This is a genomic window from Maribacter sp., from assembly GCF_049667165.1.
GTDB lineage: Bacteria > Bacteroidota > Bacteroidia > Flavobacteriales > Flavobacteriaceae > Maribacter_A.
This window is the reverse complement of the sequence record NZ_JBATHS010000137.1, coordinates 1-25,258: the sequence shown is the minus strand read 5'-3', so window position 1 is coordinate 25,258 and position 25,258 is coordinate 1. Positions and strand designations below refer to the sequence as shown.

At 42.7% G+C, this 25,258-nt stretch carries 24 protein-coding genes and 1 pseudogene; 14 read left to right on the top strand and 11 right to left on the bottom strand.

What is annotated here, in order from left to right:
• Together WBM98_RS07265 and WBM98_RS07260 are read left to right on the top strand one after the other, a co-directional pair.
• On the top strand, positions 1–627 hold a 627-nt coding region (locus WBM98_RS07265), incomplete at its 5' end, for a rhomboid family intramembrane serine protease (RefSeq protein ID WP_424365358.1).
• A 2-nt stretch (positions 628–629) separates the two neighbouring features.
• Positions 630–1,649 carry an endonuclease/exonuclease/phosphatase family protein gene (locus WBM98_RS07260; protein WP_424365357.1) on the top strand — a complete coding sequence of 340 codons (1,020 nt, stop codon included), beginning with the start codon at positions 630–632 and terminating at the stop codon, positions 1,647–1,649.
• Here the strand turns inward: WBM98_RS07260 and WBM98_RS07255 are convergent.
• The 9 genes from WBM98_RS07255 to udk all read right to left on the bottom strand — a co-directional run bounded on the left by WBM98_RS07255 (position 1,629) and on the right by udk (position 8,760).
• Complete coding sequence (locus WBM98_RS07255; protein ID WP_424365356.1) at positions 1,629–1,952, bottom strand: DUF6122 family protein; 324 nt, start codon at positions 1,950–1,952, stop codon at positions 1,629–1,631. The genes WBM98_RS07260 and WBM98_RS07255 overlap by 21 nt on opposite strands.
• Complete coding sequence (locus tag WBM98_RS07250) at positions 1,945–2,580, bottom strand: WbqC family protein (RefSeq protein ID WP_424365355.1); 636 nt, start codon at positions 2,578–2,580, stop codon at positions 1,945–1,947. The genes WBM98_RS07255 and WBM98_RS07250 overlap by 8 nt, the downstream gene beginning before the upstream one ends.
• A gap of 118 nt (positions 2,581–2,698) precedes the next feature.
• Complete coding sequence (lepB, locus tag WBM98_RS07245; protein WP_424365354.1) at positions 2,699–4,438, bottom strand: signal peptidase I; 1,740 nt, start codon at positions 4,436–4,438, stop codon at positions 2,699–2,701.
• Between the two features lie 144 nt (positions 4,439–4,582).
• Entirely contained in the window at positions 4,583–5,284 is a 702-nt protein-coding gene (gene dapB, locus WBM98_RS07240; RefSeq protein WP_424365353.1) for a 4-hydroxy-tetrahydrodipicolinate reductase, read from the bottom strand.
• A 4-nt stretch (positions 5,285–5,288) separates the two neighbouring features.
• Positions 5,289–5,930 (bottom strand): DUF5683 domain-containing protein, encoded by a 642-nt coding sequence (locus tag WBM98_RS07235; RefSeq protein ID WP_424365351.1) that lies wholly within the window; start codon positions 5,928–5,930, stop codon positions 5,289–5,291.
• Positions 5,923–6,825, bottom strand: a complete 903-nt coding sequence (locus WBM98_RS07230) for a ParB/RepB/Spo0J family partition protein (protein ID WP_424365350.1) — start codon at positions 6,823–6,825, stop codon at positions 5,923–5,925. The genes WBM98_RS07235 and WBM98_RS07230 overlap by 8 nt, the downstream gene beginning before the upstream one ends.
• A complete protein-coding gene (locus WBM98_RS07225) occupies positions 6,826–7,599 on the bottom strand; it encodes a ParA family protein (RefSeq protein WP_424365349.1) in 774 nt (257 codons plus the stop codon). It abuts the gene before it with no gap.
• 205 nt (positions 7,600–7,804) lie between these two features.
• Complete coding sequence (locus WBM98_RS07220; protein WP_424365348.1) at positions 7,805–8,146, bottom strand: FtsB family cell division protein; 342 nt, start codon at positions 8,144–8,146, stop codon at positions 7,805–7,807.
• A 5-nt stretch (positions 8,147–8,151) separates the two neighbouring features.
• Positions 8,152–8,760 carry a uridine kinase gene (gene udk / locus WBM98_RS07215; protein ID WP_424365347.1) on the bottom strand — a complete coding sequence of 203 codons (609 nt, stop codon included), beginning with the start codon at positions 8,758–8,760 and terminating at the stop codon, positions 8,152–8,154.
• 455 nt (positions 8,761–9,215) lie between these two features.
• Here udk and mce point away from each other — a divergent pair, with 455 nt between their 5' ends.
• The 8 genes from mce to scpA all read left to right on the top strand — a co-directional run bounded on the left by mce (position 9,216) and on the right by scpA (position 18,797).
• Positions 9,216–9,620, top strand: coding sequence for a methylmalonyl-CoA epimerase (gene mce / locus WBM98_RS07210; protein ID WP_424365346.1), 405 nt, complete (start codon positions 9,216–9,218; stop codon positions 9,618–9,620).
• Between the two features lie 51 nt (positions 9,621–9,671).
• A complete protein-coding gene (locus tag WBM98_RS07205; protein WP_424365345.1) occupies positions 9,672–11,231 on the top strand; it encodes an acyl-CoA carboxylase subunit beta in 1,560 nt (519 codons plus the stop codon).
• Positions 11,228–11,593, top strand: a complete 366-nt coding sequence (locus WBM98_RS07200) for an OadG family protein (RefSeq protein ID WP_424365344.1) — start codon at positions 11,228–11,230, stop codon at positions 11,591–11,593. Before WBM98_RS07205 ends, WBM98_RS07200 begins: the two co-directional genes overlap by 4 nt.
• A gap of 53 nt (positions 11,594–11,646) precedes the next feature.
• Positions 11,647–12,066: a biotin/lipoyl-containing protein gene (locus WBM98_RS07195; protein ID WP_424365343.1), complete on the top strand. Its 420-nt coding sequence runs from the start codon at positions 11,647–11,649 to the stop codon at positions 12,064–12,066.
• Positions 12,067–12,142: 76 nt separating this feature from the next.
• Positions 12,143–13,465 (top strand): sodium ion-translocating decarboxylase subunit beta, encoded by a 1,323-nt coding sequence (locus WBM98_RS07190; protein WP_424365342.1) that lies wholly within the window; start codon positions 12,143–12,145, stop codon positions 13,463–13,465.
• Between the two features lie 42 nt (positions 13,466–13,507).
• Positions 13,508–14,797 carry an acetyl-CoA hydrolase/transferase family protein gene (locus WBM98_RS07185; protein ID WP_424365341.1) on the top strand — a complete coding sequence of 430 codons (1,290 nt, stop codon included), beginning with the start codon at positions 13,508–13,510 and terminating at the stop codon, positions 14,795–14,797.
• 53 nt (positions 14,798–14,850) lie between these two features.
• Positions 14,851–16,668, top strand: coding sequence for a methylmalonyl-CoA mutase family protein (locus tag WBM98_RS07180; protein ID WP_424365340.1), 1,818 nt, complete (start codon positions 14,851–14,853; stop codon positions 16,666–16,668).
• On the top strand, positions 16,665–18,797 hold the full coding sequence (gene scpA / locus WBM98_RS07175; protein ID WP_424365339.1) for a methylmalonyl-CoA mutase: 2,133 nt from the start codon (positions 16,665–16,667) through the stop codon (positions 18,795–18,797). Before WBM98_RS07180 ends, scpA begins: the two co-directional genes overlap by 4 nt.
• Positions 18,798–18,867: 70 nt before the next feature.
• Here the strand turns inward: scpA and WBM98_RS07170 are convergent, their stop codons facing one another.
• Positions 18,868–19,962, bottom strand: a complete 1,095-nt coding sequence (locus WBM98_RS07170; RefSeq protein WP_424365338.1) for a glycoside hydrolase family 76 protein — start codon at positions 19,960–19,962, stop codon at positions 18,868–18,870.
• 46 nt (positions 19,963–20,008) lie between these two features.
• Entirely contained in the window at positions 20,009–21,013 is a 1,005-nt protein-coding gene (meaB, locus tag WBM98_RS07165) for a methylmalonyl Co-A mutase-associated GTPase MeaB (RefSeq protein WP_424365337.1), read from the bottom strand.
• Positions 21,014–21,379: 366 nt separating this feature from the next.
• On the opposite strand from meaB, the gene WBM98_RS07160 reads away from it, so the two are divergent.
• From WBM98_RS07160 to WBM98_RS07145, 4 genes and pseudogenes are all read left to right on the top strand, one after another.
• Positions 21,380–21,865 carry an acetyl-CoA carboxylase biotin carboxyl carrier protein subunit gene (locus WBM98_RS07160; RefSeq protein ID WP_424365336.1) on the top strand — a complete coding sequence of 162 codons (486 nt, stop codon included), beginning with the start codon at positions 21,380–21,382 and terminating at the stop codon, positions 21,863–21,865.
• 90 nt (positions 21,866–21,955) lie between these two features.
• Positions 21,956–23,398: an acetyl-CoA carboxylase biotin carboxylase subunit gene (accC, locus tag WBM98_RS07155; protein WP_424365335.1), complete on the top strand. Its 1,443-nt coding sequence runs from the start codon at positions 21,956–21,958 to the stop codon at positions 23,396–23,398.
• Between the two features lie 3 nt (positions 23,399–23,401).
• Positions 23,402–24,943: an acyl-CoA carboxylase subunit beta gene (locus tag WBM98_RS07150; protein WP_424365334.1), complete on the top strand. Its 1,542-nt coding sequence runs from the start codon at positions 23,402–23,404 to the stop codon at positions 24,941–24,943.
• Between the two features lie 117 nt (positions 24,944–25,060).
• Positions 25,061–25,258 (top strand): annotated as a pseudogene (locus tag WBM98_RS07145) (Bcr/CflA family drug resistance efflux transporter); the annotation flags it as partial.

The window sequence follows — 25,258 nt, the reverse complement described above, 5'->3', positions numbered from 1 at the left end:
CTCTTTTATGTAGGCCGCATATTCTTGAATTTGTTCGATGGAAGGCGTTTTTTGAATGTGTATTTTCTTGGGGTCATTCTGGGCGGATTGTTCTTTATGGTGGGTTACAATGTATTCCCTGCCTTCTTCGAGATCAATGCTGCGTTGATCGGGGCATCTGCCGGGGTTAGGGCCGTATTGATCTTTATCTGTGCCTATATCCCCAACCAAGAGGTCCGCTTGATCATCTTTAATATTAAATTGTGGTATTTAGGGGCATTTATCATACTATTGGACTTGGTACAATTGTCAATGGGTGTTAATCCCGGCGGAAATTTCGCCCATTTGGGAGGGGCCTTGTTGGGATATATCTATGCCCGGCAATTATTGAAGGGAAAGGATATTGGCGAAGGTTTTTCGAAAATGGTCGACAGTGTGGCCAACCTTTTTAAAACAAGGGAGCGGAGGGCGTCTATGAAAACGGTGTATCGCAAAAAGAAAAGTACGACCGCGACCACCATGAATTACCACAAAGAAAGTCGGCAACGTAAAATCGATGCCATTCTGGACAAGATCAGCAAATCGGGCTATGAAAGTCTGAGCAAGGATGAAAAGGATTTTTTGTTCAAAGCAGGTAAAGAGGATTGATTTTGGGAAAACGTCTGGGTACATTCAATAAATTGGTAGTTCTACTCAATGTGTTCGCGGCGTTATTGCTGTTATTGGCTTCTATTTCGCGTTTTTTGAATTGGGGTATTTTGTCCTTTTTATCCTTTCTCACCCTTTTGCTCCCGCACTTGGTGTTGGCCAACGTTTTTTTCTTGGTGTATTGGGGCATCAAGGGTAAAAAGCAACTGAGGCTTTCCTTATCGGTACTCCTTCTTGGTTTTTTGACACAGGATTCATTCTTCAAGATTTTCGGATCTAATGAGCGGAGCAATGAAGATGGGATTAAGGTGATGACCTTTAACGTTAAGGGACTCAATGGACTTGAATGGGCAAAAGATCCGGTATCAGAAAAAGAAATCGTTGCGTTTATCAAGCAGCAAAATGCGGATATTCTTTGTATGCAGGAATTTGATAGCCGAAAGGATAGGCATTTCGATACTTATAAGTACCGGTATAAAACGCTAAATAAAGATGATAGGAGTCCTCAAGCTATTTTTTCGAAATATCCTATCATTGCAAAAGGGTCATTGGATTTTCCAAATTCAGGGAACAATGCCATCTATGCCGATATTTTGATAGGTCGAGACACATTAAGGGTTTATAATATTCACTTACAGTCATTTAGTGTAAGACCCCGTTCGTTCAAAAGGGAAGCACCTGACCGTTTGTTCGATCGTCTGAACAGGTCATTTAAAAAACAACAGCAACAATCGAACATTGTGAGTGACCATGCCAGCAAAGTAGCGTATGACAAAATAATCTGTGGGGATTTTAACAACACCCAATTTTCCAGTGTATACTATACCATTAAAGGCGATATGACCGATTCCTTCCAAGAAAAGGGTTTTGGTATAGGGAGTACGTACGATTTTAAATTTTTACCCTTTCGTATCGATTTTATTCTGGCAGATCCGAGCTTGGAAATAATGTCCCATAAAAATTTCAATGTACGTATGTCTGACCACACCCCGGTGATGGCGTCATTCCGACTGAAGGAATAACATCAGGCAGTCTACCGTATCGGCCAAAATATGGATCATCAATGCAAGTCCTAAAATTCGGGTTTTACTAAAGAACAGAAAAAGGGTGTATATCATAATAGCCCAGTAGCTATGTAAAAAATGAAACCCTATACTACATCGGTTAGGGTTAAAAATAGGATTGGCCCATAGATGGTCAATATCTATCAAAATACCCAATAAGAGTAATATTGCAATTTTGACCGCTTGTCCTTTATAAAAGTAAAAGGCAATGAAGATGGGCACCAAAAAATGAATGCCATAATGTAGAAAAAACCTAAGCATTCAGAAAAGCGGTATTGAACTGGTTTAAATAGGTAAGGGCATTGGTTCCTTCATTGAACAAAAGATCCAAAATACTCGTATTTTTTATAAATCCGTGCCGATCACCAAATACCTGCACATAGTCATCCTGAACAAATTCCGGTTCATTTTTGCATCGCACTAAAAATCGAGCGTCCAACATGTCTTGTGGTACGTCATTGGTATATAGGGGGGTCCTGGTTTTTGGAAGTTCTATTTGCAGACATTCACTGATAACCCGTAAAGTCTCAAAATTAAAATCCATTAAAAATTCATAAGGTTTATCATATAACGGGGCAATATCATCTTCATAAAATTCAAAAAACGGTGAGGTGCGATAGGCCGTTTGTAAGGTTCTCCAGTGCTGGCGTTGCCATTGGTAATCGTTGTCCAATCGTACCTCCTTATATTTTTGTCTTCCCTGATCACCCCCGACATGCTTTATGGGGATACTCAGGATATGTTGTCCCCTATCCGTACATATGACACAGCGATTTCGGTACGTTTGTTTCTGGTAATTGTCCTCGACTTCCCAGATGACCTCATGCTGTACCAGTGTGGCCAAGGTAGCGATATTGGGAAAATAGGTAGGATGGAGAAGTATTCTCAATGTACTATTTTTTTAATGTGTAAAAATACCAATTGCAATACTGGAGAATTGCTACATTATTGCATTGGAACATTTTCAAATTATCACATTGGATAATAATGCTTGTGGCCACTGCGAACTAGATACCCTTCTTTCTTCGTTTCCTGAAAAAATCAAAAACAAACCACCCGACAAGTGCCATTAAAAAGTATTTGAAATAGGAAACCGGTTCCCCCGAGCCATTGACTGTGGTAAAAACGCGATTCCAGCGAATGCTCCAGTTACGCCAACCGTCCCTGAAATTATCGATGCTCATCCAAATAAAGATCGGAGTACCCACAATATGGTCTTCGGGCACATAGCCCCACGTTCTACTATCTTCGGAATGATCTCGGTTATCCCCCATCATCCAATAATAGTCCTGCTTAAAGGTATAGGAGTCGACAACCTCGCCATTGATACGTATTTGGTTCCCGTTCACGGCTAGGGAATTGCCTTCATAATCCTTTATGATCTTTTTATATAGCGGCAATACTTCTAGATTCAAGGCCACGTTCTTCCCTTTTTCAGGAAGATAGATCGGCCCAAAATTATCGTTGTTCCATGCATATCCAGTATCTTGGGGAAAGATATTATAACCTGGTTTGCCTTTGGGCTCCAAAACTTTAATAATGGAATCGATCCCTGCATTGTTTTTTAAATTAGCGGCCAAATCCTCCGTAATGGTCAATAGACGCTGGCGGTCTGTTTGTTCCTTCAACGATAATCCCGCACTACGGATTACCTTGGCGGGTATCCCCAAATGATTGGTTAGCAATATGACTTCTGTATTGCCCTTTTCATAAGCACCTACTAAATATTCCCTTACGGCTTTGAGTTGATCTTGTCTTAGAAGCGGTGAAATATAAGTTCTTTGGAAATCGGTGACCCCCAGTTCTTTCAATAATTTGGAGGATACCCCTTTTTGCGAATACGCCATATAATCGTATTGGGGTTTTGCTCGATCAGGTAGTACGGTTTGCTTCCCATTTATATACACATAGCCATCGATTACGGCCAAAGAATCACCGGGAACCCCAACGCAGCGTTTGACATAGTTCGATTTTTTGTCAATAGGTTTTTTTACCCCTCTTTCCTTTTTGAAAAACCGGTATACGGTATCTGCTGGCCAGCTGAAGACCACGATGTCGTTTCGGTCTATTTTGGTAACACCGGGCAGCCTCATATACGGTAGATGCGTTTTATTCAGCAGTGAGGTCTTATACGTACTGGGGTCTACATCGGCTACGTATGATCGTATGCCCAATCCGGGGAGGGTATCGTGCACCATAGGCGCGGCAATGGTAGTTATGGGTACCCTAGCCCCATAATGAAATTTGCTCACGAACAAAAAATCACCGACGCGAAGCGTTTTTTCAAGAGATCCCGTGGGAATGACATAGGGTTGAATAAAATAGGTATGTACCAAGGTGGCCGCTACCACGGCAAACACAATGGAACTTACCCATTCCCCCAAAGCCGTGGTTGGATGCAGACTCCGGCCCTCGATATACTCGACATCCAAGGCATAGTTGACATAATAGATATAGAATCCAAGGGTGAGCACCACCAGCCAGGATTCCATCAAACTTTTCCTTCCAAAACTTCGAATGGTCTCTACCCAAATAACCGGGAACATCAATAGGTTGATAATGGGGATAAAGAGCAATAGTACCCACCATTTGGGTCGGTTGATGATCTGCATCAATACGATGCCATTATATATGGGAATGGCAGCTTCCCATGCCTTTCGACCTGCTTTTACATATAATTTCCAAGTTCCGAGAAAATGTATGACCTGAATGATCAAGATAAAAATAATCCACTGGGTACCGTTCATGTTCGTTGTTTACGTTTGGTATTTATGTTCTTTACGTATTCGCTTCGCTCTGGGATATTCATTGCCAATTCTCAGTCAGTATGTATCGTTCCCAATTCAATTACAACGCAAATTCGTGCTTTTGAATTTTATTTAAGGCATCTCTTAACCAAGGTTTAACACATCACGCATGGTAAAAACCCCGGTTTTACCGATAATCCATTCCGCCGCGATTACAGCACCAAGGGCAAAGCCTTCGCGATTGTGCGCGGTATGTTTGATCTCAATGCGATCTACATTACTGTCATATTCCACAAGGTGTGTTCCTGGTACATCATCGATCCGTTTCGAGGTAATACTGATTTCATCATCCTTTGCTTGGTCAAGACTCCATTTCTTATACTTTGAGTTTGCCAATATCCCTTCGGCCAGGGTAATGGCAGTGCCACTTGGTGCATCGAGTTTTTGGGTATGGTGTATTTCTTCCAATCGAATCGAATATTGATCTAAATGCTGCATCATTTTGGCCAGATAGGCATTCAGTTCAAAAAAGATATTCACGCCCAAACTATAATTGGAGGCATAGATAAAAGCGCCCTTTTTTTCTTTGCAGAACGCTACGGCTTGGTCATAATCCTGTAACCAGCCCGTAGTTCCGGAAATTATCGGAACGTTATGGGCGATACATTGTTTAATGTTCTCAAAGGCGGCACTAGGCATGCTGAAATCTATGGCAACATCCATTTTGGTAAAATCGATTGCTGTGGTATCCACATCGATTTTAGCGATAATCTGATGCCTTCTTTCCGAGGCGACCTGTGCTATCATCTTGCCCATTTTCCCGTATCCGAACAAGGCTATATTCATAATTTCAAAATTTAATGGTAAATGCAACCCCATAATTGGGATTGTTGGTGACAGCATTCTGATCCAAATAAGGGCGTACATCAAAACTTAAATCCTCGTTGATATTGAATTGTTTCAGGTGTGCATCAACATTGGCATCGATAATATTCAAGGCGTACATCGCTATGGTAATGACCAACGCCAAATCGCGATCACGTTGAAAATTTTCCTGTTGTCGTTCAAGGTCATCAATATCGAGATCGGGGTCGGCACCTTCGGCATTATCCCCATTGATATCATAAAACTCGTCATTGGTAAAGCCCGCCTGCCTACTTTTAAAAGCGGTTCTAAAGCGATCATAGTAATCGTCATTGTAATTATAGGAGTAGACCCCCAATCCCAAAACGGCATATACAATGGGTACTTTCCAATAGCGTTTGTTGTATACCTGGCCCAATCCTGGTAAAACGGCCGAGTAGAAAGCGGCCTTGCTTGGCGCAAGCGGATTAATGGGCTTTTCCTTTACGACTTCCTGCACCATAATACCCTTCTCCTTTAAATCAAGGGCCAGGGAATCCGTTGCCTGGGGTATGGAATCGTTTTCCTGTGCTGAGGTTGTCAGGATCGTAACTAGGAAGATTGATAAAGTGATAAGGAAGTTATTCACCTACGATCAATTTTTTAATACGTTGGAATTCTTCTTCGGAATGGAAGGGGATCATAATCTTACCTTTACCGCTTTCCGCTGCATTCACGGTGACTTTTGCAGCCAAATGTTCCCCGAGTTCCTTCGATGCTTTATTTGCGAATATTGGGGAGGCACCTGCCTTTTTGGCGACTTTTGCAGGATTTTTCCCTTCATGATAGTTCCTTACGGCTTGCTCTGTATCGCGAACCGATAGGTTTTCCCCAATGATCCTTTCATAAAGGGCGATCTGATCGGTCTTTTTTTCAATATTCACCAAGGCCCTGCCATGGCCCATGCTCATAAATCCGTCGCGTATTCCAGTTTGAATAATGGGGTCTAATCGCAAGAGGCGCATGTAATTGGTAATGGTTGACCTTTTTTTACCCACACGTTCACTCAATTTTTCCTGGGTCAACTGAATTTCGTCGATCAAACGTTGATACGACAAGGCAATTTCTATGGGATCGAGGTCTTGCCTTTGAATATTCTCGACCAACGCCATTTCTAGGGATTCCTGGTCATTGGCAATACGGATATAGGAGGGTATGGTCTCAAGTCCGATTAATTTAGATGCCCTATACCGTCGTTCCCCTGAGACCAATTGGTATTTGTTGAAATCAAGTTTTCGTACGGTAATCGGCTGAATAACCCCAAGTTCGCGAATGGAGGAAGCCAGTTCCTCCAATGCCTCGTTGTTAAAACTGGATCTTGGTTGAAATGGATTGACCTCGATGGCGGTAATATCAAGTTCCACAATATTGCCCACGACCTTATCTGCATTCTTATCCGAGGCCGATTTTATATCATTATCCGGGTCTTTCAATAGGGCGGAAAGCCCTCGGCCCAATGCCTGCTTTTTTGTTGCCTTCGCCATCTAAACGGTTTCCTTGTTTTTTTTCAATAATTCGTTTGCCAAATTCAGGTAATTCGTGGCACCCTTGCTACTCGCGTCATATTTGATGATGCTTTCACCATAACTAGGTGCCTCGCTTAACCTTACATTGCGCTGTATGATCGTGTCGAAGACCATTTCCGAAAAATGTTTCCGAACTTCTTCCACAACTTGGTTCGAAAGACGAAGCCTTGAATCGTACATGGTCAATAAAAGTCCTTCGATATCCAAATCGGGATTGTGTATTTTCTGTACACTCTTGATGGTATTCAATAATTTGCCCAACCCTTCCAACGCAAAATATTCACATTGGATCGGAATTATGACCGAATCTGCTGCGGTCAAGGCATTCAAGGTCAAGAGACCCAGAGATGGTGCACAATCGATCAAAATATAATCGTAATCGTCTTTTAGGTCAATGATCGCCTTTTTCATCATATACTCCCGTTCGTCCTTATCGACCAATTCGATTTCAATCGCAACGAGGTCGATATGGGAAGGAATCAAATCTAAATTTGGGGAATCTGTGGTAATGATGGTTTCTTTTGCCGATTTGGTATGCTCCAACAATTGATAGGTGCCTATTTCAACTTTATCGACATCGATTCCCAATCCAGAAGTTGCATTTGCTTGGGGGTCGGCATCAATGAGGAGTACTTTTTTTTCCAGAACACCTAGTGAGGCAGCTAGGTTTACGGTAGTAGTGGTTTTACCCACACCACCTTTCTGATTTGCTATAGCAATAATCTTGCCCATAATCATAGTAAGTTAGGGGTCAAAAATACGATTATTTATGGCGTTAGAAAATGTATTTTGTTAACACGAAGTGAATAACCTTGATAGGAGTTCTTAATTTAGGTTAAAGTTTCGGGCATGGGGCGTTCGTCATCGTTCGAGTCGCGATCCATCACATTTGATGTGGTGTTGCCATGGCGGTCGGGTAAATTCCCAAGGCCTTTCATCATTCGTCATTGTCTAGTTCCTTTAACTTTAGGCTATCCTCGTATTCGATAAGATAGATCTCCTCATTTTTCTTTTTGAGGTAATAGTGTTCCCTTGCGAATTTCTCAAGTTCATTGGTGTCTGACAACTTTTCTATGATCTTTTTGTCCTTTTCAATTTCATTGTGCAGGAACTGCTGGGTTTTTTCAAGGTTTTTAATTTCTTTTCGCAACTCCCTATGGATCATGAACGAATTGGTATCAAAAAATAACATCCATATAACAAAGATCGTCAATACCAATACATACAGATTGGTGAGTATTTTAAACCATTTTTTTCTTTTAAGATCTTGTAATCCCATACCTGTTAAACCAATTTTTCTGTGATGATCGTGCGCACAATATCAACGGCTACCGTATTGTATTTGTTGTTCGGGATAATGATATCGGCAAATTCCTTGGTCGGTTCTATGAATTGGTCGTGCATGGGTTTCAGGGTTGATTGGTATTTGTCCAATGTCTCGTCGAGATTCCACCCACGTTCATTCACATCCCGTTTTAATCTTCTGATCAATCGTTCATCTGAATCAGCATGCACGAATATCTTGATATCGAGCATTTCACGAATCTTCGGGTTTGTCATGATCAGGATGCCTTCGACGATCATGACCTTTCTTGCATGGGTTTCAATGGTTTCCATGGTCCTGTTGCAATCGATAAAGGAATAGATGGGTTGTTGTACCGAACGTCCTTCTTTCAGGGCGGTCAAATGTTCTTCCATCAAAGCGAAATCAATTGATTTAGGATGGTCGAAATTTGTTTTTTTACGCTCCTCAAGCGGTATATGGGTAAGGTCATTGTAGTAAGAATCTTGGGAAATGACCCCCACTTCATCGGTAGGCAATTCATCGATTATTTGATTGACTACCGTGGTTTTTCCACAGCCTGTGCCACCGGCAATCCCAATTATCAACATGCTGAATTATTTTTTTCAAAAATAGCGATTTGGGCCGATATCACCGCCGTGAAAAATACTTCTTATCATAACACGGTTTATTTTTGGGTAGGCAGCTACCCGCTATAAGTGCAGAAGCGTAGGCAATGTAGGCCTTAGGGTGAAGATGATTACAAACTTTTATTGTTTTTCGGATATTTAATGATTCCTTTTAGTTCAAATGGGTAGTAGCTGCCTATTATTTTATAGCTTTACATTCAAGGAGATTTATTAAGAACAAGGTGATTTCTTTTAAGGCGAAAGGACTTTAGCAATAATTGGAGGTTTCTATATTCACTTTTGTAATATTTTATGACATCGGTCATAAAATTCTGTTGAACTTGGGGGTAATTTTGTCGCTTATTTTAAAAAAAGGGTATTTCCGAATAAATAAATGGGTCTAAATAAATAATAAACTATAGAAAAATTCAACAACCATGAACATTTCGCACATTGAACACTTAGGAATTGCAGTTGATAATTTAGAAGAATCGATTAAGTATTATGAAGGGGTTTTGGGTCTTAAATGCTATGCTATTGAGGAGGTAGCCGATCAAAAAGTAAAAACCGCTTTTTTTATGGTGGGATCTACCAAGATAGAACTACTTGAAAGTACTGCACCCGACGGCCCTATTGGGAAATTTATAGAAAAAAAAGGACCCGGTATACATCATTTGGCATTTGCCGTCAAGGATACCGATGAAGCACTTAAGACGGCAGAAGAACGCGGCGTACAACTTATAGATAAGGTGTCTCGAAAAGGAGCGGAAGGATTGCAAATCGGGTTCTTGCACCCTAAATCAACCCATGGGGTACTTACAGAACTTTGTTCTAAGAAGTAAAAGCACAGCAAACAATTTTTAATTGGCAACGAAGTAACGAAACAAAAAACAATGGCAAATCAAGATAAAATCAATGAACTCATTGAGAAAAGAGCAGAAGCAAGGCTCGGTGGTGGTGAAAAACGGATAGATTCACAGCACGCCAAGGGTAAGTTAACGGCAAGGGAAAGAATAGACCTATTATTGGATGATGATAGTTTTGAAGAGTTCGATATGTTCGTGACCCATAGAACAAAATCTTTTGGATTGGATAAGGAACGCTACCTATCTGACGGGGTGGTCACCGGCCATGGCACGATCGATGGCAGAATAGTGTATGTATTTTCTCAGGATTTTACCGTTTTCGGCGGGTCCCTTTCAGAGACATATGCCTTAAAAATCTGTAAGATCATGGATATGGCCATGAAAATCGGGGTGCCTGTCATTGGACTAAATGATAGTGGTGGGGCCCGTATTCAAGAAGGCGTGAGGTCCTTGGCCGGCTATGCCGAAATCTTCCAAAGAAATATCATGGCCTCGGGTGTGATTCCCCAGATATCATCCATTTTGGGACCCTGTGCAGGTGGGGCGGTATATTCCCCGGCCTTGACCGATTTTACGATCATGACCGATAAGACCAGTTATATGTTCGTGACAGGACCAAAGGTTGTTCAAACGGTTACTGGTGAAGTGGTTACCGCAGAAGAATTGGGTGGCGCACAAATTCATTCCACAAAATCGGGCGTATCCCATTTCTTGGCTGACAGTGACGAAGAGAATTTAATGTTGATACGAAAATTAATGAGTTACCTGCCCTCGAATAATCTTGAGGATCCACCAACCATTATATGCGATGACCCTATTGATCGTTTGGAAGATGCTTTGAACGAAATCATACCAGAGAATCCGAACCAACCTTATGATATCGTTGATGTAATAGCGATAATCGTTGACAACCAGGAATTTACAGAAGTACATCGCAATTATGCACGGAACATTTGTGTCGGTTTCGCCCGATTCAACGGACGTTCGGTGGGTATCGTGGCGAATCAGCCTAAATATTATGCCGGGGTCTTGGATATCGAAGCCTCAAGAAAGGCAGCCCGTTTTGTTCGTTTCTGCGACGCTTTCAATATACCTATCGTTACCTTGGTCGATGTACCAGGTTTCTTGCCCGGAACAGGTCAGGAATATGGGGGCATTATTCTACATGGGGCAAAATTATTATTTGCCTATGGTGAAGCTACCGTGCCTAAGGTGACCATCACCCTGCGTAAATCGTATGGTGGGGCCCATGATGTAATGAGTTGTAAACAATTACGGGGTGATTTGAACTATGCCTGGCCAACTGCTGAAATTGCGGTCATGGGTGCCAAGGGGGCCGTTGAGGTGCTCGAGGGAAGCAATATTCGAAAAATCGAGGATGCCGATGAAAAAAGCAAGTATATCGAGAAGAAGGAAGACGAGTATACCGAAAAGTTCGCCAATCCATATGTGGCGGCCAAATACGGTTTTATAGATGATGTCATTGAACCACGAAATACACGTTTTAGGATAGTTCGGGCTTTGGAACTACTTTCAAATAAAAAAGAGGTCAATCCTCCTAAAAAACACTCAAATTTACCACTATGACCCCATTGAATTTTATGTTGCAAATAGACCCTATCGGTGAAGGTTATGTCATTTTATTAACCGGACTTTTGATTGTCTTCGGGGCATTGTTGGTCCTTTCCTTATTCTTTAAATTCGGATTGCCCATAATGCTTTATATCTATAAGATCATAACCAAAGGCAGGGATAAAAAGATAACGGATATACGCATTAAGGCCGATGAGAATTTTACCGGTGAGCTTGCGGCGGCCATATCAACGGCCATTCATATGTATCTTAACGAACAACACGACGATGAAAATGCGATATTGACCATAAAACAAGCCAGAAAATTGTATTCTCCTTGGAGCTCGAAAATTTATGGGACACATCACAAGCTGTAATCCTCCGTTTTCGCATCAATATCCGGATCCATTAACAAGAAACAACCATTACAATGAAAAATTTTGAATTTAATATACAAAACAACACTTACCATGTAAAAATTCTTTCCCATGAGGGAAATGATATTGCATTGGAAGTCAACGGAACGACCTATTCCGTTAAATTGAAGCAAGAAATCAAGAAAACCAAAACGCCCACATTGGTACGTGCGGCTTCCAAAAGACCGGCGGAACCCCTTAAGGTCAATCCGAGTTCCTCAAAGACGAAGATTGTAGCACCCATTCCCGGGGTCGTACTATCCATCGATATCAAAGTAGGGGATACCATTAAGATCGGCGACCGATTGTTGGTACTCGAAGCGATGAAAATGGAGAACAATATCACTTCTGAAAAAGCGGGTACCGTTACATCGGTAAATGTGAGCGTTGGGCAGCAAGTATTGCAAAACGAAATAATGATAGAACTGGAATAGAAATTTCGTAGCTGTAGGTATTGCTGTTGCTTCCCGCGACATCCATGCCCTGCAATTACTCGCAAAAAAACATAAAATGAAGAAAATACTTTTAATATTCGGGGTACTATCATTATTGATATTCATCAAACCTGTTTTGGGGTTTGGCCGTGAGGCGAATCCCAAGGATGAAATGACTACCGTTGCTACACAGCAAACGGCAGACCAGGAAGAAGGGGTTATGACGAACGCCTTTCATGGAATGCAGCAATTTTATAATTATACGGGATTTGCCAATGCTACCTGGGGTCATATACTCATGATCCTAATAGGCATTGTATTTATCTACCTAGGCATTAAATTTGATTACGAACCTCTATTATTGATCCCGATCGGGATTGGGGTGATTATAGGGAATATACCCTTTGTTGCCGGGAATCAAACGGGTATCTACGAAACGGGTTCCGTTTTAAACTATCTTTATTTTGGTGTGGTAAAGGGCGTATATCCCCCATTGATATTTTTGGGTATTGGGGCCATGACCGATTTTTCCTCATTGATTGCCAACCCCAAATTAATGCTATTGGGTGCTGCGGCCCAAATCGGGGTATTCGGTACCTTCTTAGGGGCACTTTACCTGGGCTTCAATCTTCCAGAGGCGGGAGCTATTGGTATCATTGGGGGTGCTGATGGTCCTACAGCGATCTTTTTATCTTCTAAGTTGGCGAATGGGATCAATATCCTCCCAGATGGGACCACAGTGAAAAACCTGATTGGACCCATAGCCATCGCCGCCTATTCGTATATGGCTTTGGTGCCTGTGATCCAACCTCCCATTATGCGTTTGTTGATATCCAAAGAGGATAGGAAAATACGGATGAAACCGCCAAGGGCTGTTACCCAAAAGGAAAAAATGATATTCCCAGTGGTTGCCTTGTTATTGACGACCTTTATATCACCTAGTGCTTTGCCCTTATTGGGAATGCTGTTCTTTGGAAACTTATTGAAGGAATCGGGTAGAACGGAACGCCTTGCAGATACCGCACGAACAAAGCTTATCGATATTGTAACTATCTTATTGGGGGTAACCGTTGGGGCATCGACTCAAGCGGATATCTTCATTACCAAGGATTCCATGATGATTTTCGGTCTTGGTGCCGTCTCGTTCGTTATCGCCACCATGGGAGGCTTGTTATTTGCCAAGTTCATGAACCTTTTCCTGAAAGGGGATGATAGGATCAATCCTTTGATCGGTGCTTCAGGGGTATCCGCGGTACCTGACAGTGCGCGGGTGGTTCATGCAGAAGGGCTAAAAGCTGATCCCAACAATTATTTATTGATGCACGCAATGGCTCCCAATGTTTCAGGGGTCATAGGATCTGCCATTGCAGCAGGTATCTTACTGAGTTTCTTATCATAAATCATAGCGTAATCGGAAAACAGAGCTAAAAAAACTAAACACATGAAAATTCCAAATTTAATGACCGCCCAGGAAGCTGTCAAAATCATAAAATCAGGAAACAGGGTCTTAATACAAGGTGGCTCGGCCACGCCACAAACTTTGGTGCGGGCCATGGTAGCACGTGCCCCTGAATTGAAGAACGTAGAAATAGTACATTTACATACTGAAGGTGAATGCGGATATACCGCCCCTGAATTAAGGGAAAGTTTCCAGACCAATGCCTTTTTTATAGGAGGCAATATTCGACAAAGAATAGGGGATACCGCAGATTATATTCCCATCTTCTTGAGCGATATTCCGAGTTTGTTCCGTGAAGGATATATGAAACTAGATGTCGTATTGGTCAATGTATCCCCTCCGGACAAACATGGTTTCTGCTCTTTGGGAGTTTCAGTTGATATTGTTATCTCGGCCATAGAGCAAGGCCAAAGCGTCATTGCCCAGATCAATCCCCGTATGCCGAGGACTTTTGGGGATGCCCTGGTACATTTGAATAACTTTGCTGCCTGTGTGGCTGTGGAAGAGGAATTACACGAAATGATATTAACAGCTCCGACTAAAGAAGAGGTGTTGATCGGCAAGAACATAGCGGAGATCATCGAGGATGGGGCCACGTTGCAAATGGGTATCGGCGGTATTCCAAATGCTGTATTAAGCTTTTTGAAAAATCATAAGGATTTAGGGGTTCATACTGAAATGTTCTCAGAAGGTATCGTTGATTTGGTAGAGAAGGGCATCGTAAATGGGTCACAGAAAAAAACAAACCCTTATAAGATCGTGTCCGGTTTTGCGATGGGCTCTAGACGGCTTTATGATTTTATGGATGACAATCCTGAGATAGAAATGAGGGATATCGCTTATGTGAACGATACGGCAGTTATACGCCAAAACCCTAAAGTGACCGCGATTAACTCGGCCATCGAGATCGATTTTACGGGTCAGGTATGTGCAGATTCCATTGGAACAAGAATGTTCTCAGGGGTAGGAGGACAAATGGACTTTATGCGAGGAGCGGCTTTATCAAAAGGGGGTAAACCGATTATCGCCATTACCTCCACAACAGCTAAAGGGGTTTCCAAGATCGTACCTATGTTAAAGCAAGGTGCGGGGGTAGTAACTACAAGGGCACATGCCAGATATGTGGCCACGGAATATGGTGTAGCCTTATTATTTGGAAGAAACTTAAAGGAGAGGGCACAATCATTACGAGACATTGCCCACCCTGACCATAGGGAAGAATTGGACAAAGCCATTTTCGAAAGATTCGGCAGTAGCCTATCTGTTCACTAACTTTGTTATAATAAACAAGGAGTAAAAGAATATCATTATTAATAGTACAAATTATGAGCGATAAGAATAAATCACTTTTTTCAGAATTCAGTCCTGTAAGCAAAAAGGAATGGATGGAGAAGGTTGAAATTGATCTTAAAGGTGCCGATTTTGAAAGAAAACTGGTTTGGAAAAACCTTAGCGATATCGAAATACAACCTTTTTATACGGCTGAGGATAAACAGGATTTTCTAAAGAATACCGGTGAGAATTCCCAGAATCTGATCAATTACCGAAACATTCCGGTAACCATGGCCAAAAGCGGAAATGAACTTGCACGTAAGTCGATTGAGGAAGGAATGAATGGGTTGCTTTTTACACTGGAATCCAACGTCTCTGCCAAACAGCTTTTGACTGGGGTCGATTTAAACGCCATTGCGGTTTCCTTTGTTTTACCGCATGATGCGGTAGCATTTGCCACGGACTTTCTTGCATTTGTCAAGGAAAGCAATATTCCCGTTGAAAATCTAAAAGGGTATTTCGATAATGGATTGATATCAACGTACCTTACCCGAGGGAAATTGGATACTGCCCTATTCGATCAGGCGATAGCAATTGTGAAATTGGTTTCGGATTATCCCAATTATAAAGCACTGACCATTTCTGGTAGTGAATATTTAGACTCAGGGGCCAATCAGGTTCAAGAAGTCGCCTATACCTTGAACGCCTTGGTTTTTGTCATTGAGAAACTTAAGGAAAGCGGTGTTTCTGCACAGCAGGTCCTCAACAATCTCAATGTTAAATTGGCCATAGGTTCTGAATATTTCGTAGAAATAGGCAAGTTCAGGGCCTTTAACGGTTTATTGAAGGAAGTGGCCACGAAGTATGGCGTACCGGCGTTTGCACACACGATCATTGCAAAGACATCGGTATGGAGTAAATCGGTTACCGACCCACATACCAATCTATTACGGGCAACGACGGAAGCAATGTCCGCCATTTTAGGAAATGTTGACAGCGTATTGATCGATGCTTTTGACAAGGAGTTTAAAACGCCTTCTGATTTTTCTAGTCGTATTGCGGGTAATATCACGACCATATTAAAGGAGGAATCCTATTTGGGAAAAGTGGCCAATCCTGTGGACGGTTCCTATTATATTGAGGAGGTAACGGCTAAAATCGCTGGGAAAGCCTTGGAACTTTTCAAGGCCATCGAAGAAAAAGGCGGATTTTATACGTCCTTCGAGAAGCAAGATATTCAGCATCAAATCGCTGAAATCCGACAGGAAAAAATAAAATTGATCAGTCAGAGACGACTTCCCATGGTAGGGGTAAACAAGTACCCCAATTTAATGGAAACTGTAGATCCCAAATTGCTATCGGCAGCGGTAGAAGCGGATGCCAAGGTATTAAGGCCAAGAAGGGCATCCGAAGAAATCGAGGCTGTGCGAAAGAGGACAGAGGAATTGGTAGCTAAGACCAAAAAAAGACCGATTGTTGAATTGGTCAGTTTTGGAAATCTTACTATGAGAAAGGCTAGAGCTGCCTTTGCATACGATTTTATCGGTGTCAGTGGTTTTGATGTTCATCAAGAGAAGAGCTTTGCATCGGCCCAGGAAGCCGCAGAACAAAGTGCCAAAACAGATTCCCATGTCGTGGTCGTTTGTAGTTCGGACCAGGACTATGATGAGAGCGGTGTTGACTTTGTGAAAGCATTTAGGGCGCTTAACAGTGAAAAAGTCCTCCTGCTGGCAGGCAATCCAACTAACATCATCGATGCATTGACCGAGGCCGGACTCGATGGTTTTGTACATGTAAAATCCGATGTGATATCCACGATATCAAAGATTCAGGATAAAATTCAGAAAACAATAAAATCCTTAGAAGTATGAGACCCGATTTTTCAGATATGACAATAAATAAAGCGGCGACACAAAAAACCGCTACTTCGGGGAATGGCGAAGTCTGGAATACGCCTGAGGGCATTCCTGTCAAAAAACATTTTACGAAAGAAGATATCAAGGATGCCGAGCATTTGCATTATGCGGCAGGTGTACCTCCCTATTTAAGAGGACCTTATAGTACCATGTACGTTACCCGTCCTTGGACCATTCGGCAATATGCCGGGTTCTCCACGGCAGAGGAATCGAATGCCTTTTATAGAAGAAATTTGGCCGCAGGGCAAAAAGGTCTTTCAGTAGCCTTCGATTTGGCGACGCATAGAGGGTATGATTCCGATCACCCAAGGGTAACTGGGGATGTAGGTAAGGCCGGGGTGGCCATCGATTCCATTTTGGATATGGAAATTCTGTTCGATCAGATTCCTTTGGACAAAATGTCGGTTTCCATGACCATGAACGGCGCAGTATTACCCATTATGGCCTTCTATATTGCCGCAGCGAAAAAACAAGGAGTAGCCTTGGATCATTTGAGCGGTACGATCCAAAATGATATTTTAAAAGAATTTATGGTGCGTAATACCTATATCTATCCACCCTTGCCTTCAATGAAGATCATTGGTGATATTTTTGAGTATACGACACAGAATATGCCTAAATTCAATTCCATCTCAATTAGTGGATATCACATGCAAGAAGCAGGGGCCACTGCGGATATTGAGTTGGCCTATACCCTTGCCGATGGTATGGAATACATTCGAACCGGATTGGAGTCTGGATTGAAAATCGATGAGTTCGCACCGCGACTATCGTTCTTCTGGGCCGTGGGAATGAACCATTTTATGGAAATTGCGAAAATGCGCGCTGCCCGAATGCTGTGGGCAAAGATCATTAAACAATTCAATCCTAAAAATCCAAAATCGATGGCATTGCGGACGCATAGCCAAACATCGGGTTGGAGTTTGAGTGAACAAGATCCTTTCAATAACGTGGCACGTACCTGTGTGGAAGCAATGGCAGCAGGCCTGGGAGGAACCCAATCCCTGCATACCAATGCCTTGGATGAGGCGATTGCATTACCCACCGATTTCTCGGCACGTATCGCTCGTAATACCCAAATTTATATCCAGGATGAAACACAGATGACCAAAGCGGTCGATCCCTGGGCCGGTTCGTATTACGTGGAATATTTGACCCAGGAAATAGCCAAAAAAGCGTGGGCCCTGATCGAGGAGGTTGAGGAACTTGGTGGTATGGCAAAAGCCATTGAAACCGGAGTACCGAAAATGCGGATCGAAGAGGCTTCGGCCCGTAAACAGGCACGCTTGGATTCAGGTCAGGATATCCTGGTCGGTGTCAATAGATTCAGAACTAAGGAAAAATCAAATATTGAAATTCTAGAGGTTGATAATTCGGTGGTTCGTGATTCCCAAATCGAACGGCTTAAGAAATTACGGGCCAATAGGGACCAGTCAATTGTCGATGCCAATCTCGCAGCGCTATCTAAATGTGCGGAGACCGGAAAAGGCAATTTACTTCAATTAGCCGTTGAAGCAGCCGAGAATTTTGCTACTTTAGGTGAAATTTCCGATGCTTTGGAGGTCCATTTTGGACGTCATAAAGCGGATACCAAATTAATTAGTGGCGTGTATCGTAAAGAAGTGGATAACGACAGCACATTTGCAAAGGCCCAAAAGTTGGCTGATAAGTTTGCTGAGATAGAAGGGCGTCGCCCAAGGGTGATGATCGCTAAAATGGGCCAGGATGGTCACGATAGGGGAGCCAAAGTAGTGGCCTCTAGTTTTGCCGATTTGGGATTCGATGTTGATATGGGCTCGCTTTTCCAAACGCCTGAAGAAGTAGCGAAGCAATGCATTGAGAATGACGTTCATTTTGTCGGTGCCTCCAGTTTAGCCGCAGGGCATAAGACCTTGATACCTCAATTGATCGATGAGCTCGAAAAACTGGGAAGACCAGATATCATGGTATTTGCTGGGGGGGTTATCCCTGAACAGGATTATGACTATTTGTTGAAAAGGAAGGTAGCCGCCATTTTTGGACCCGGTAGTGTGATTTCAGAATCTGCCATTACCATCATGGAAAAATATTTGGAACAAGCATAAAACAAGTTGTAATGGAACTTAAAGAGGTCGTGTGGAGTAATCCGTACGACCTTTTCTATTTTTAAAGTGGTTATTCTTGCAGTGATAGGGCAGCGTTAAACGCATCCAGTGCCGAGGACACCGTGGCGGCATTAGCTTCAGAAGGTTGGTCCCAGACCACCCCAGGGGCCTTGGTGCCATTCTCCATGGCCTTATCCCACAATGCCGTGGTATTCCTTAAAACAAACTCCCAGTAGCTATTTCTAGGGCTATGCGCATTGAGGTACATCAGGTGGCGCATGAAAATGCCTTTGAACTGTTTGGCATCTGGGCCGCACTGGTCAGGCTCACATCTTTTTTCAACCAAGACAAAATCGCTATTGGTCATATGGTCCAAAGTGGCCTGAACAATGCTATGGGCACTTTTGAGATAGTGGTCTTTTCCGGTTATTTTATAAAGATTGACAAGTCCGGTCAATACTACGCCCTGATTATACGTATATACATTTTCAGTGATTGCGTCCTGTCCATTTATAAAGCGAATACCATCTTGGATATTTCCATTTTCGTTCAACAATCCCGAATCGATCATCCAATCCCAAATCGTTGTGGCCCAAAGCAAGGTCGTCTTTCCATTGACGGTTTGTGTACCTTCCAAATGAAGTCGTGTGGCCAATGTCAATGCGAGACCATTGCTGATAGCCCCCCTATAGTCCAACCCTTTTTTCCAATAAAGGCCGCCCTTGTCACTCCACCCAGTGGTGATATCCTCGAAAATAATGGTAGCCATTTCTAAATATCGCTGTTCCCCGGTATACTCCCAAGCATCTAACCAAGCAAGGGCCCACCAACCCTCGTCGTCATAAAAATCATTGATATAATTTTGGCAGACCCAAGCTTCTTTTTCACCTGTAGCCTCAACTTCAAACTGCTTGGTTTTGAGAAAAATGTCCGCAATCCTATTTTTGAAGTCAGGGTCATTAGTCAGCTTGGCATTGTTTATCAGGGCCGTTAGGATATTGGCCCCGTTCCACCATGAAGTCGTTTCCCATAACCCAGTTTCCTCATTGTACCAATGAGCCAGATACTGGGTCAATACCTTTGAACGTTCTTCCGTAGTTTCTTGGCAGTACGATAAAAGATGCATTCCGAGAAACAACAAAACAAAAAGTATTGATTTCTTCATATTTCAAAGCGTTTAGTTCATCCGTAAAGAGCTGACTATTTTGGATTTACATCGATTTTTTAAATTCCTCGATTATGTTCTGCGCTGCCTTGACAGGTGAGATTTTTGCAGCAATAATGTCTTTTTCCAAACGAGCCAAATGATCGGCGATATTTTTTGAGCCATAGAACAATCGCTTGAGTTCTTCATTGATGTTGTTGTACATCCATTGGATCTGTTGTTGGTTTCTGTTGGCCAAAAAATAGCCATTTTCATCTACCAATTTTTTATACTTGGTAATCTCATCCCAAACCGTGTCGATACCGGTGTTCTTGATTGCCGATGCCGTAGATACCACGGGGCTCCAACCTGAGTCTGACAGTGGAAAGATATGCAGGGCATTTTGGTATTGCCGTTTTGCCATTTCGCTCTTTTTGACATTGTCCCCATCCGCTTTATTGATGACCACCATATCGGCCATTTCCATGATCCCCTTCTTGATTCCCTGTAATTCGTCCCCTGCGCCTGATAACATGAGCAGCAAAAAGAAATCGGTCATACCATGTACGGCTGTTTCGGATTGTCCCACACCGACGGTTTCTATCAAAATAACATCGTAACCGGCGGCTTCACAAAGCAACATGGATTCCCCAGTTTTGTTGGCAACACCGCCAAGGGTATCCCCTGTGGCCGATGGTCGGATATAGGCCTCTTCCATATTGGCCAAATCTTCCATTCTGGTTTTATCCCCAAGGATGCTTCCCTTTGAGCGCTGGCTACTGGGGTCAATCGATAAGATACCCACCTTGTGGCCCATGCCGATCAGGTATTTGCCGAAAGCCTCTATAAACGTGCTTTTACCAACACCGGGAACCCCAGTGATACCTATACGAATCGAATTGCCGGAGTGGGGCAAAATGGCTTGGATAATCTCTTTGGCCAGTTTTTTGTCGCTCTCGAGACTACTCTCCACAATGGTGATGCCCCGGGACAGGATAACCCTATTCCCCTTTAAAATACCATCTATATATTCTTGTGCTGTTAACCTTCCCTTGGGTTTATAGTTTTTCATGGAGTGTTGATTATCCCTAATACCTATCGAAAAAATTCTGTGATCTTCCTTGTGATAAAGAATCGGCTTTATAACAGGTTTTAGCTTGAAAATTCAAAGTAGCAAAGGTAATCATAAAGCCAAAAGCGCCATAATCAAGGATCATTTTTATACATCCCTAAAAAGGGATAGGTAAGCCATTGAAAATTTCGCCCACTAATTTGAAATCCCGTCGAGAAAAGAAGGTGTTTTTTATTGAAGAATGATTAAATTCATTCCTTGCAATCATGACGACGCAATCATGATATATTCATTCCTTTTAATCAAGGATTGAATGGATTGCAACCGTTATAAGACGATTCCGATCATTATAAATAGCATCGCTCTATGAATAAAAATTTTAAGGTGAATGTCAATGAGAACCTATCCTTCACTATTACCGATCAGGAGATATTGAACTTGGATGCTTTACCGACCTCAAAGACGACATACCATATACTAAAAGAAAACAAACCGTTTTTGGCCGAGATCCTTAGTTCGGATTTTAATTCCAAGAAGTATTCGGTAAACGTTAATAACAACATCTATGATGTCGTCATTTCGGATGATTTGGACCTATTGATCAAAGAAATGGGGTTTTCAAGGGGTTTTGTCAAAAATATTGGTGCCATTCATGCGCCTATGCCTGGACTTATTCTGGAAATCAACATCGAACTGGGCCAATCGGTTAAAGAGGATGAGCCGTTGTTCATATTGGAGGCCATGAAGATGGAGAATGTGATTTCCTCCCCACGGGCAGGAATCATCAAATCAATCGCTGTCATTAAAGGGGAAGCCGTTGAGAAAAAACAATTATTGGTTGAATTCGAATGAACATCCCAAAAAATGAACCTCACGATGTTGAGCCGCAATCTTAAGAACGAGGGGGAATAGCATCCGACAGATAAATAATGAATACCACAGATGAAAAAAATATTAGTTGCCAATAGGGGTGAAATTGCCATAAGGGTAATGAAAACCGCCCAGAAAATGGGCATCAAAACCGTGGCGGTATATTCTACCATAGATAGAAATGCACCCCATGTTAAATTTGCCGATGAGGCAGCCTGTATCGGGGAGCCACCTTCGAACCAATCGTACCTTTTAGGTTCAAAAATCATAGAAGTTGCCAAGAAGTTACATGTCGATGCCATTCATCCCGGGTACGGCTTTCTAAGTGAAAATGCCGATTTCGCAGAGGAAGTGGAAAAAAACAACATCATCTTTATTGGCCCCAAATCGAAGGCCATTCGGGTCATGGGTAGTAAGTTGGCAGCCAAAGAGGCGGTCAAAGGGTACAATATACCCATGGTTCCCGGTATCGATGAGGCCATTACCGATGTAAAGAAAGCGAAAGCAATCGCCAAGGAAATCGGATTTCCGATAATAATCAAGGCCTCTGCCGGTGGTGGTGGTAAGGGGATGCGCATTGTGGAGAAAGAAAAAGATCTGGAACCACAAATGAAACGTGCGATCAGTGAGGCTACATCAGCATTTGGTGATGGTTCTGTTTTTATTGAAAAATATGTGACCTCACCAAGGCATATTGAGATTCAGGTCATGGCCGACAGCCATGGGAACATATTGCATTTCTTTGAACGTGAATGCAGTGTGCAACGACGACACCAAAAAGTAATAGAAGAAGCACCATCATCGATTTTAACTCCCGAGCTTCGTAATGAAATGGGAATCGCAGCCACCAAGGTAGCAAAGGCCTGTGATTATTTAGGGGCCGGAACGGTCGAGTTTTTAATGGATGCAGACCACAAGTATTACTTCTTGGAAATGAATACCAGGCTTCAGGTAGAACATCCTGTCACCGAGCTTATTTCAGGTGTGGATTTGGTGGAATTACAGATTCGGGTGGCTCGTGGTGAGCCATTGCCGATAAAGCAGGAAAATCTAAAAATCAAAGGGCATGCCTTGGAACTGCGGGTGTATGCAGAAGACCCCTTAAACGATTTCTTGCCCAGTATAGGGACGCTAGAAACGTATAAACTGCCTACAGGGGATGGGGTTCGCGTTGATAACGGTTTTGAAGAGGGTATGGATGTGCCCATCTATTATGACCCCATGCTATCGAAATTGATTACCTATGGGGCCAATAGGGACGAAGCCATCCAAAAGATGTTGAAGGCCATCGAGGAGTACACCATAACGGGAGTACAAACCACGCTGCCCTTTGGAAAATTCGTTTTTGAGCATGAAGCATTCCGTACGGGAAATTTTGATACTCATTTCGTAAAGAATTATTATTCCCCTGAAGTGCTGAAGGCAAAAACAAGTGAGGAAGCGAAAATAGCGGCCATCATTGCCTTGAAAAAATATCAGGAAGACCAAAAAATCCTAAGAACGCCAAGACTATAGATTATGGATCCAAGATTGAAAAAGTTAGAAGAAAGGGTGGCCCTGGCTCATAAGGGTGGGGGCAAAAGAAGAATAGATAAGCAACATGCCAAGAAAAAACTAACGGCCAGGGAGCGGATCGACTATCTGCTGGACGAAGGTTCTTTTGAGGAAATGGGAATTTTGGTCACACATCGTTCCACCGACTTTGGTATGGAAGAGCATTTGTATTTTGGAGATGGTGTGGTCACTGGCTATGGCACTATAGCTGGACGATTGGTGTATATCTACGCCCAGGATTTCACCGTCTTTGGTGGGGCCTTATCGGAAACGCATGCTGAGAAAATCTGTAAGGTAATGGATCTGGCCGTGAAGGTAGGTGCCCCGATAATCGGTTTAAATGATTCAGGTGGTGCCCGTATTCAGGAAGGTGTTCGATCATTGGGAGGATATGCCGATATTTTCTTTAGAAATGTACAGGCATCTGGGGTCATTCCGCAATTATCCGCTATTATGGGACCGTGTGCCGGCGGTGCGGTGTACTCTCCCGCCATGACCGATTTTACCTTAATGGTCGAACAAACGAGCTATATGTTCGTAACAGGCCCTAATGTGGTGAAAACCGTAACCAATGAGGAGGTGACTTCGGAAGAATTGGGAGGTGCGAATACCCATGCCTCAAAATCAGGGGTGGCGCATTGCACATCGATAAATGACATCGAGTGTTTGGAAGCCCTAAAAAAATTGTTGGGGTACCTGCCACAGAACAATAAGGAAACCACAACGAAAATACCCTATGAATTAAAGGATGAGATTCGGGAGGTATTAACGAATATTGTTCCAGAGAATCCGAATAAACCCTATGATATGCACAATGTCATCAAGGGGATCATCGATACGGATTCCTTCTTTGAGATCCATAAGGATTATGCAGAGAATATGATTGTGGGCTTTGCCCGATTGGCAGGACGTAGCATTGGTATCATTGCCAATAACCCGATGTTCCTAGCGGGTGTCTTGGGGGTGAAAAGTTCGATCAAGGCGGCGCGATTCACCCGTTTCTGCGATGCTTTCAATATCCCTTTATTGGTTTTGGTCGATGTCCCAGGTTTCTTGCCAGGAACAGACCAAGAATGGAATGGTATTATCGTACACGGCGCAAAGTTGTTGTATGCCCTTAGTGAGGCAACCGTACCCCGAGTCACCGTAATTACCCGAAAGGCCTACGGTGGGGCCTATGATGTCATGAACTCAAAACATATCGGGGCAGACTTCAACTACGCCTGGCCAACAGCAGAAATCGCGGTAATGGGCGCCAAAGGGGCCAGTGAGATTATATTCAAAAGGGAAATTAACGAATCTGAAGATCCAGTGGCCAAGTTGGCCGAGAAAGAAGCTGAATATGCCGAGAAATTTGCCCATCCCTATAGGGCGGCAAGACGGGGATTCATCGATGAAGTTATACGACCAGAGCATACCAGGCGTAAATTGATCAAAACCTTTAGTATGCTTGAAGGAAAAGAAGTGAACCGTCCGGATCGGAAACATGGGAATATTCCATTATAATCCACGTTAATACTATAGTGGAGCCCCATGATCTTAAAAGATCATGGGGCTTATTTTAAACAATAATTTGAAAGTATCTTATCAATAATTTAATGGGGATATCGCTACCTTTGGCGGATGCAAAAAGAGAATATAAAACCCAACTTCGAATTTATTGCGTTAATGGCGGCATTGATGTCGTGCGTAGCTTTGTCCATTGATGCGCTGTTGCCCGCTATTTCCCAGATTGGTATCGCTATCGATAGTCTTGATGCAACTGATAATCAGTTACTGATAACCATGATATTCTTGGGTTTGGGCATAGGCCAATTGTTC

Coding starts and splice junctions, on each gene's coding strand:
- WBM98_RS07255 (WP_424365356.1), bottom strand. CDS start 1,952: ATGCTTAGGTTTTTTCTACATTATGGCATTCATTTTTTGGTGCCCATC.
- lepB (WP_424365354.1), bottom strand. CDS start 4,438: ATGAACGGTACCCAGTGGATTATTTTTATCTTGATCATTCAGGTCATA.
- dapB (WP_424365353.1), bottom strand. CDS start 5,284: ATGAATATAGCCTTGTTCGGATACGGGAAAATGGGCAAGATGATAGCA.
- WBM98_RS07230 (WP_424365350.1), bottom strand. CDS start 6,825: ATGGCGAAGGCAACAAAAAAGCAGGCATTGGGCCGAGGGCTTTCCGCC.
- WBM98_RS07225 (WP_424365349.1), bottom strand. CDS start 7,599: ATGGGCAAGATTATTGCTATAGCAAATCAGAAAGGTGGTGTGGGTAAA.
- WBM98_RS07220 (WP_424365348.1), bottom strand. CDS start 8,146: ATGGGATTACAAGATCTTAAAAGAAAAAAATGGTTTAAAATACTCACC.
- udk (WP_424365347.1), bottom strand. CDS start 8,760: ATGTTGATAATTGGGATTGCCGGTGGCACAGGCTGTGGAAAAACCACG.
- mce (WP_424365346.1), top strand. CDS start 9,216: ATGAACATTTCGCACATTGAACACTTAGGAATTGCAGTTGATAATTTA.
- WBM98_RS07205 (WP_424365345.1), top strand. CDS start 9,672: ATGGCAAATCAAGATAAAATCAATGAACTCATTGAGAAAAGAGCAGAA.
- WBM98_RS07200 (WP_424365344.1), top strand. CDS start 11,228: ATGACCCCATTGAATTTTATGTTGCAAATAGACCCTATCGGTGAAGGT.
- WBM98_RS07195 (WP_424365343.1), top strand. CDS start 11,647: ATGAAAAATTTTGAATTTAATATACAAAACAACACTTACCATGTAAAA.
- WBM98_RS07190 (WP_424365342.1), top strand. CDS start 12,143: ATGAAGAAAATACTTTTAATATTCGGGGTACTATCATTATTGATATTC.
- WBM98_RS07185 (WP_424365341.1), top strand. CDS start 13,508: ATGAAAATTCCAAATTTAATGACCGCCCAGGAAGCTGTCAAAATCATA.
- WBM98_RS07180 (WP_424365340.1), top strand. CDS start 14,851: ATGAGCGATAAGAATAAATCACTTTTTTCAGAATTCAGTCCTGTAAGC.
- scpA (WP_424365339.1), top strand. CDS start 16,665: ATGAGACCCGATTTTTCAGATATGACAATAAATAAAGCGGCGACACAA.
- WBM98_RS07170 (WP_424365338.1), bottom strand. CDS start 19,962: ATGAAGAAATCAATACTTTTTGTTTTGTTGTTTCTCGGAATGCATCTT.
- meaB (WP_424365337.1), bottom strand. CDS start 21,013: ATGAAAAACTATAAACCCAAGGGAAGGTTAACAGCACAAGAATATATA.
- WBM98_RS07160 (WP_424365336.1), top strand. CDS start 21,380: ATGAATAAAAATTTTAAGGTGAATGTCAATGAGAACCTATCCTTCACT.
- accC (WP_424365335.1), top strand. CDS start 21,956: ATGAAAAAAATATTAGTTGCCAATAGGGGTGAAATTGCCATAAGGGTA.
- WBM98_RS07150 (WP_424365334.1), top strand. CDS start 23,402: ATGGATCCAAGATTGAAAAAGTTAGAAGAAAGGGTGGCCCTGGCTCAT.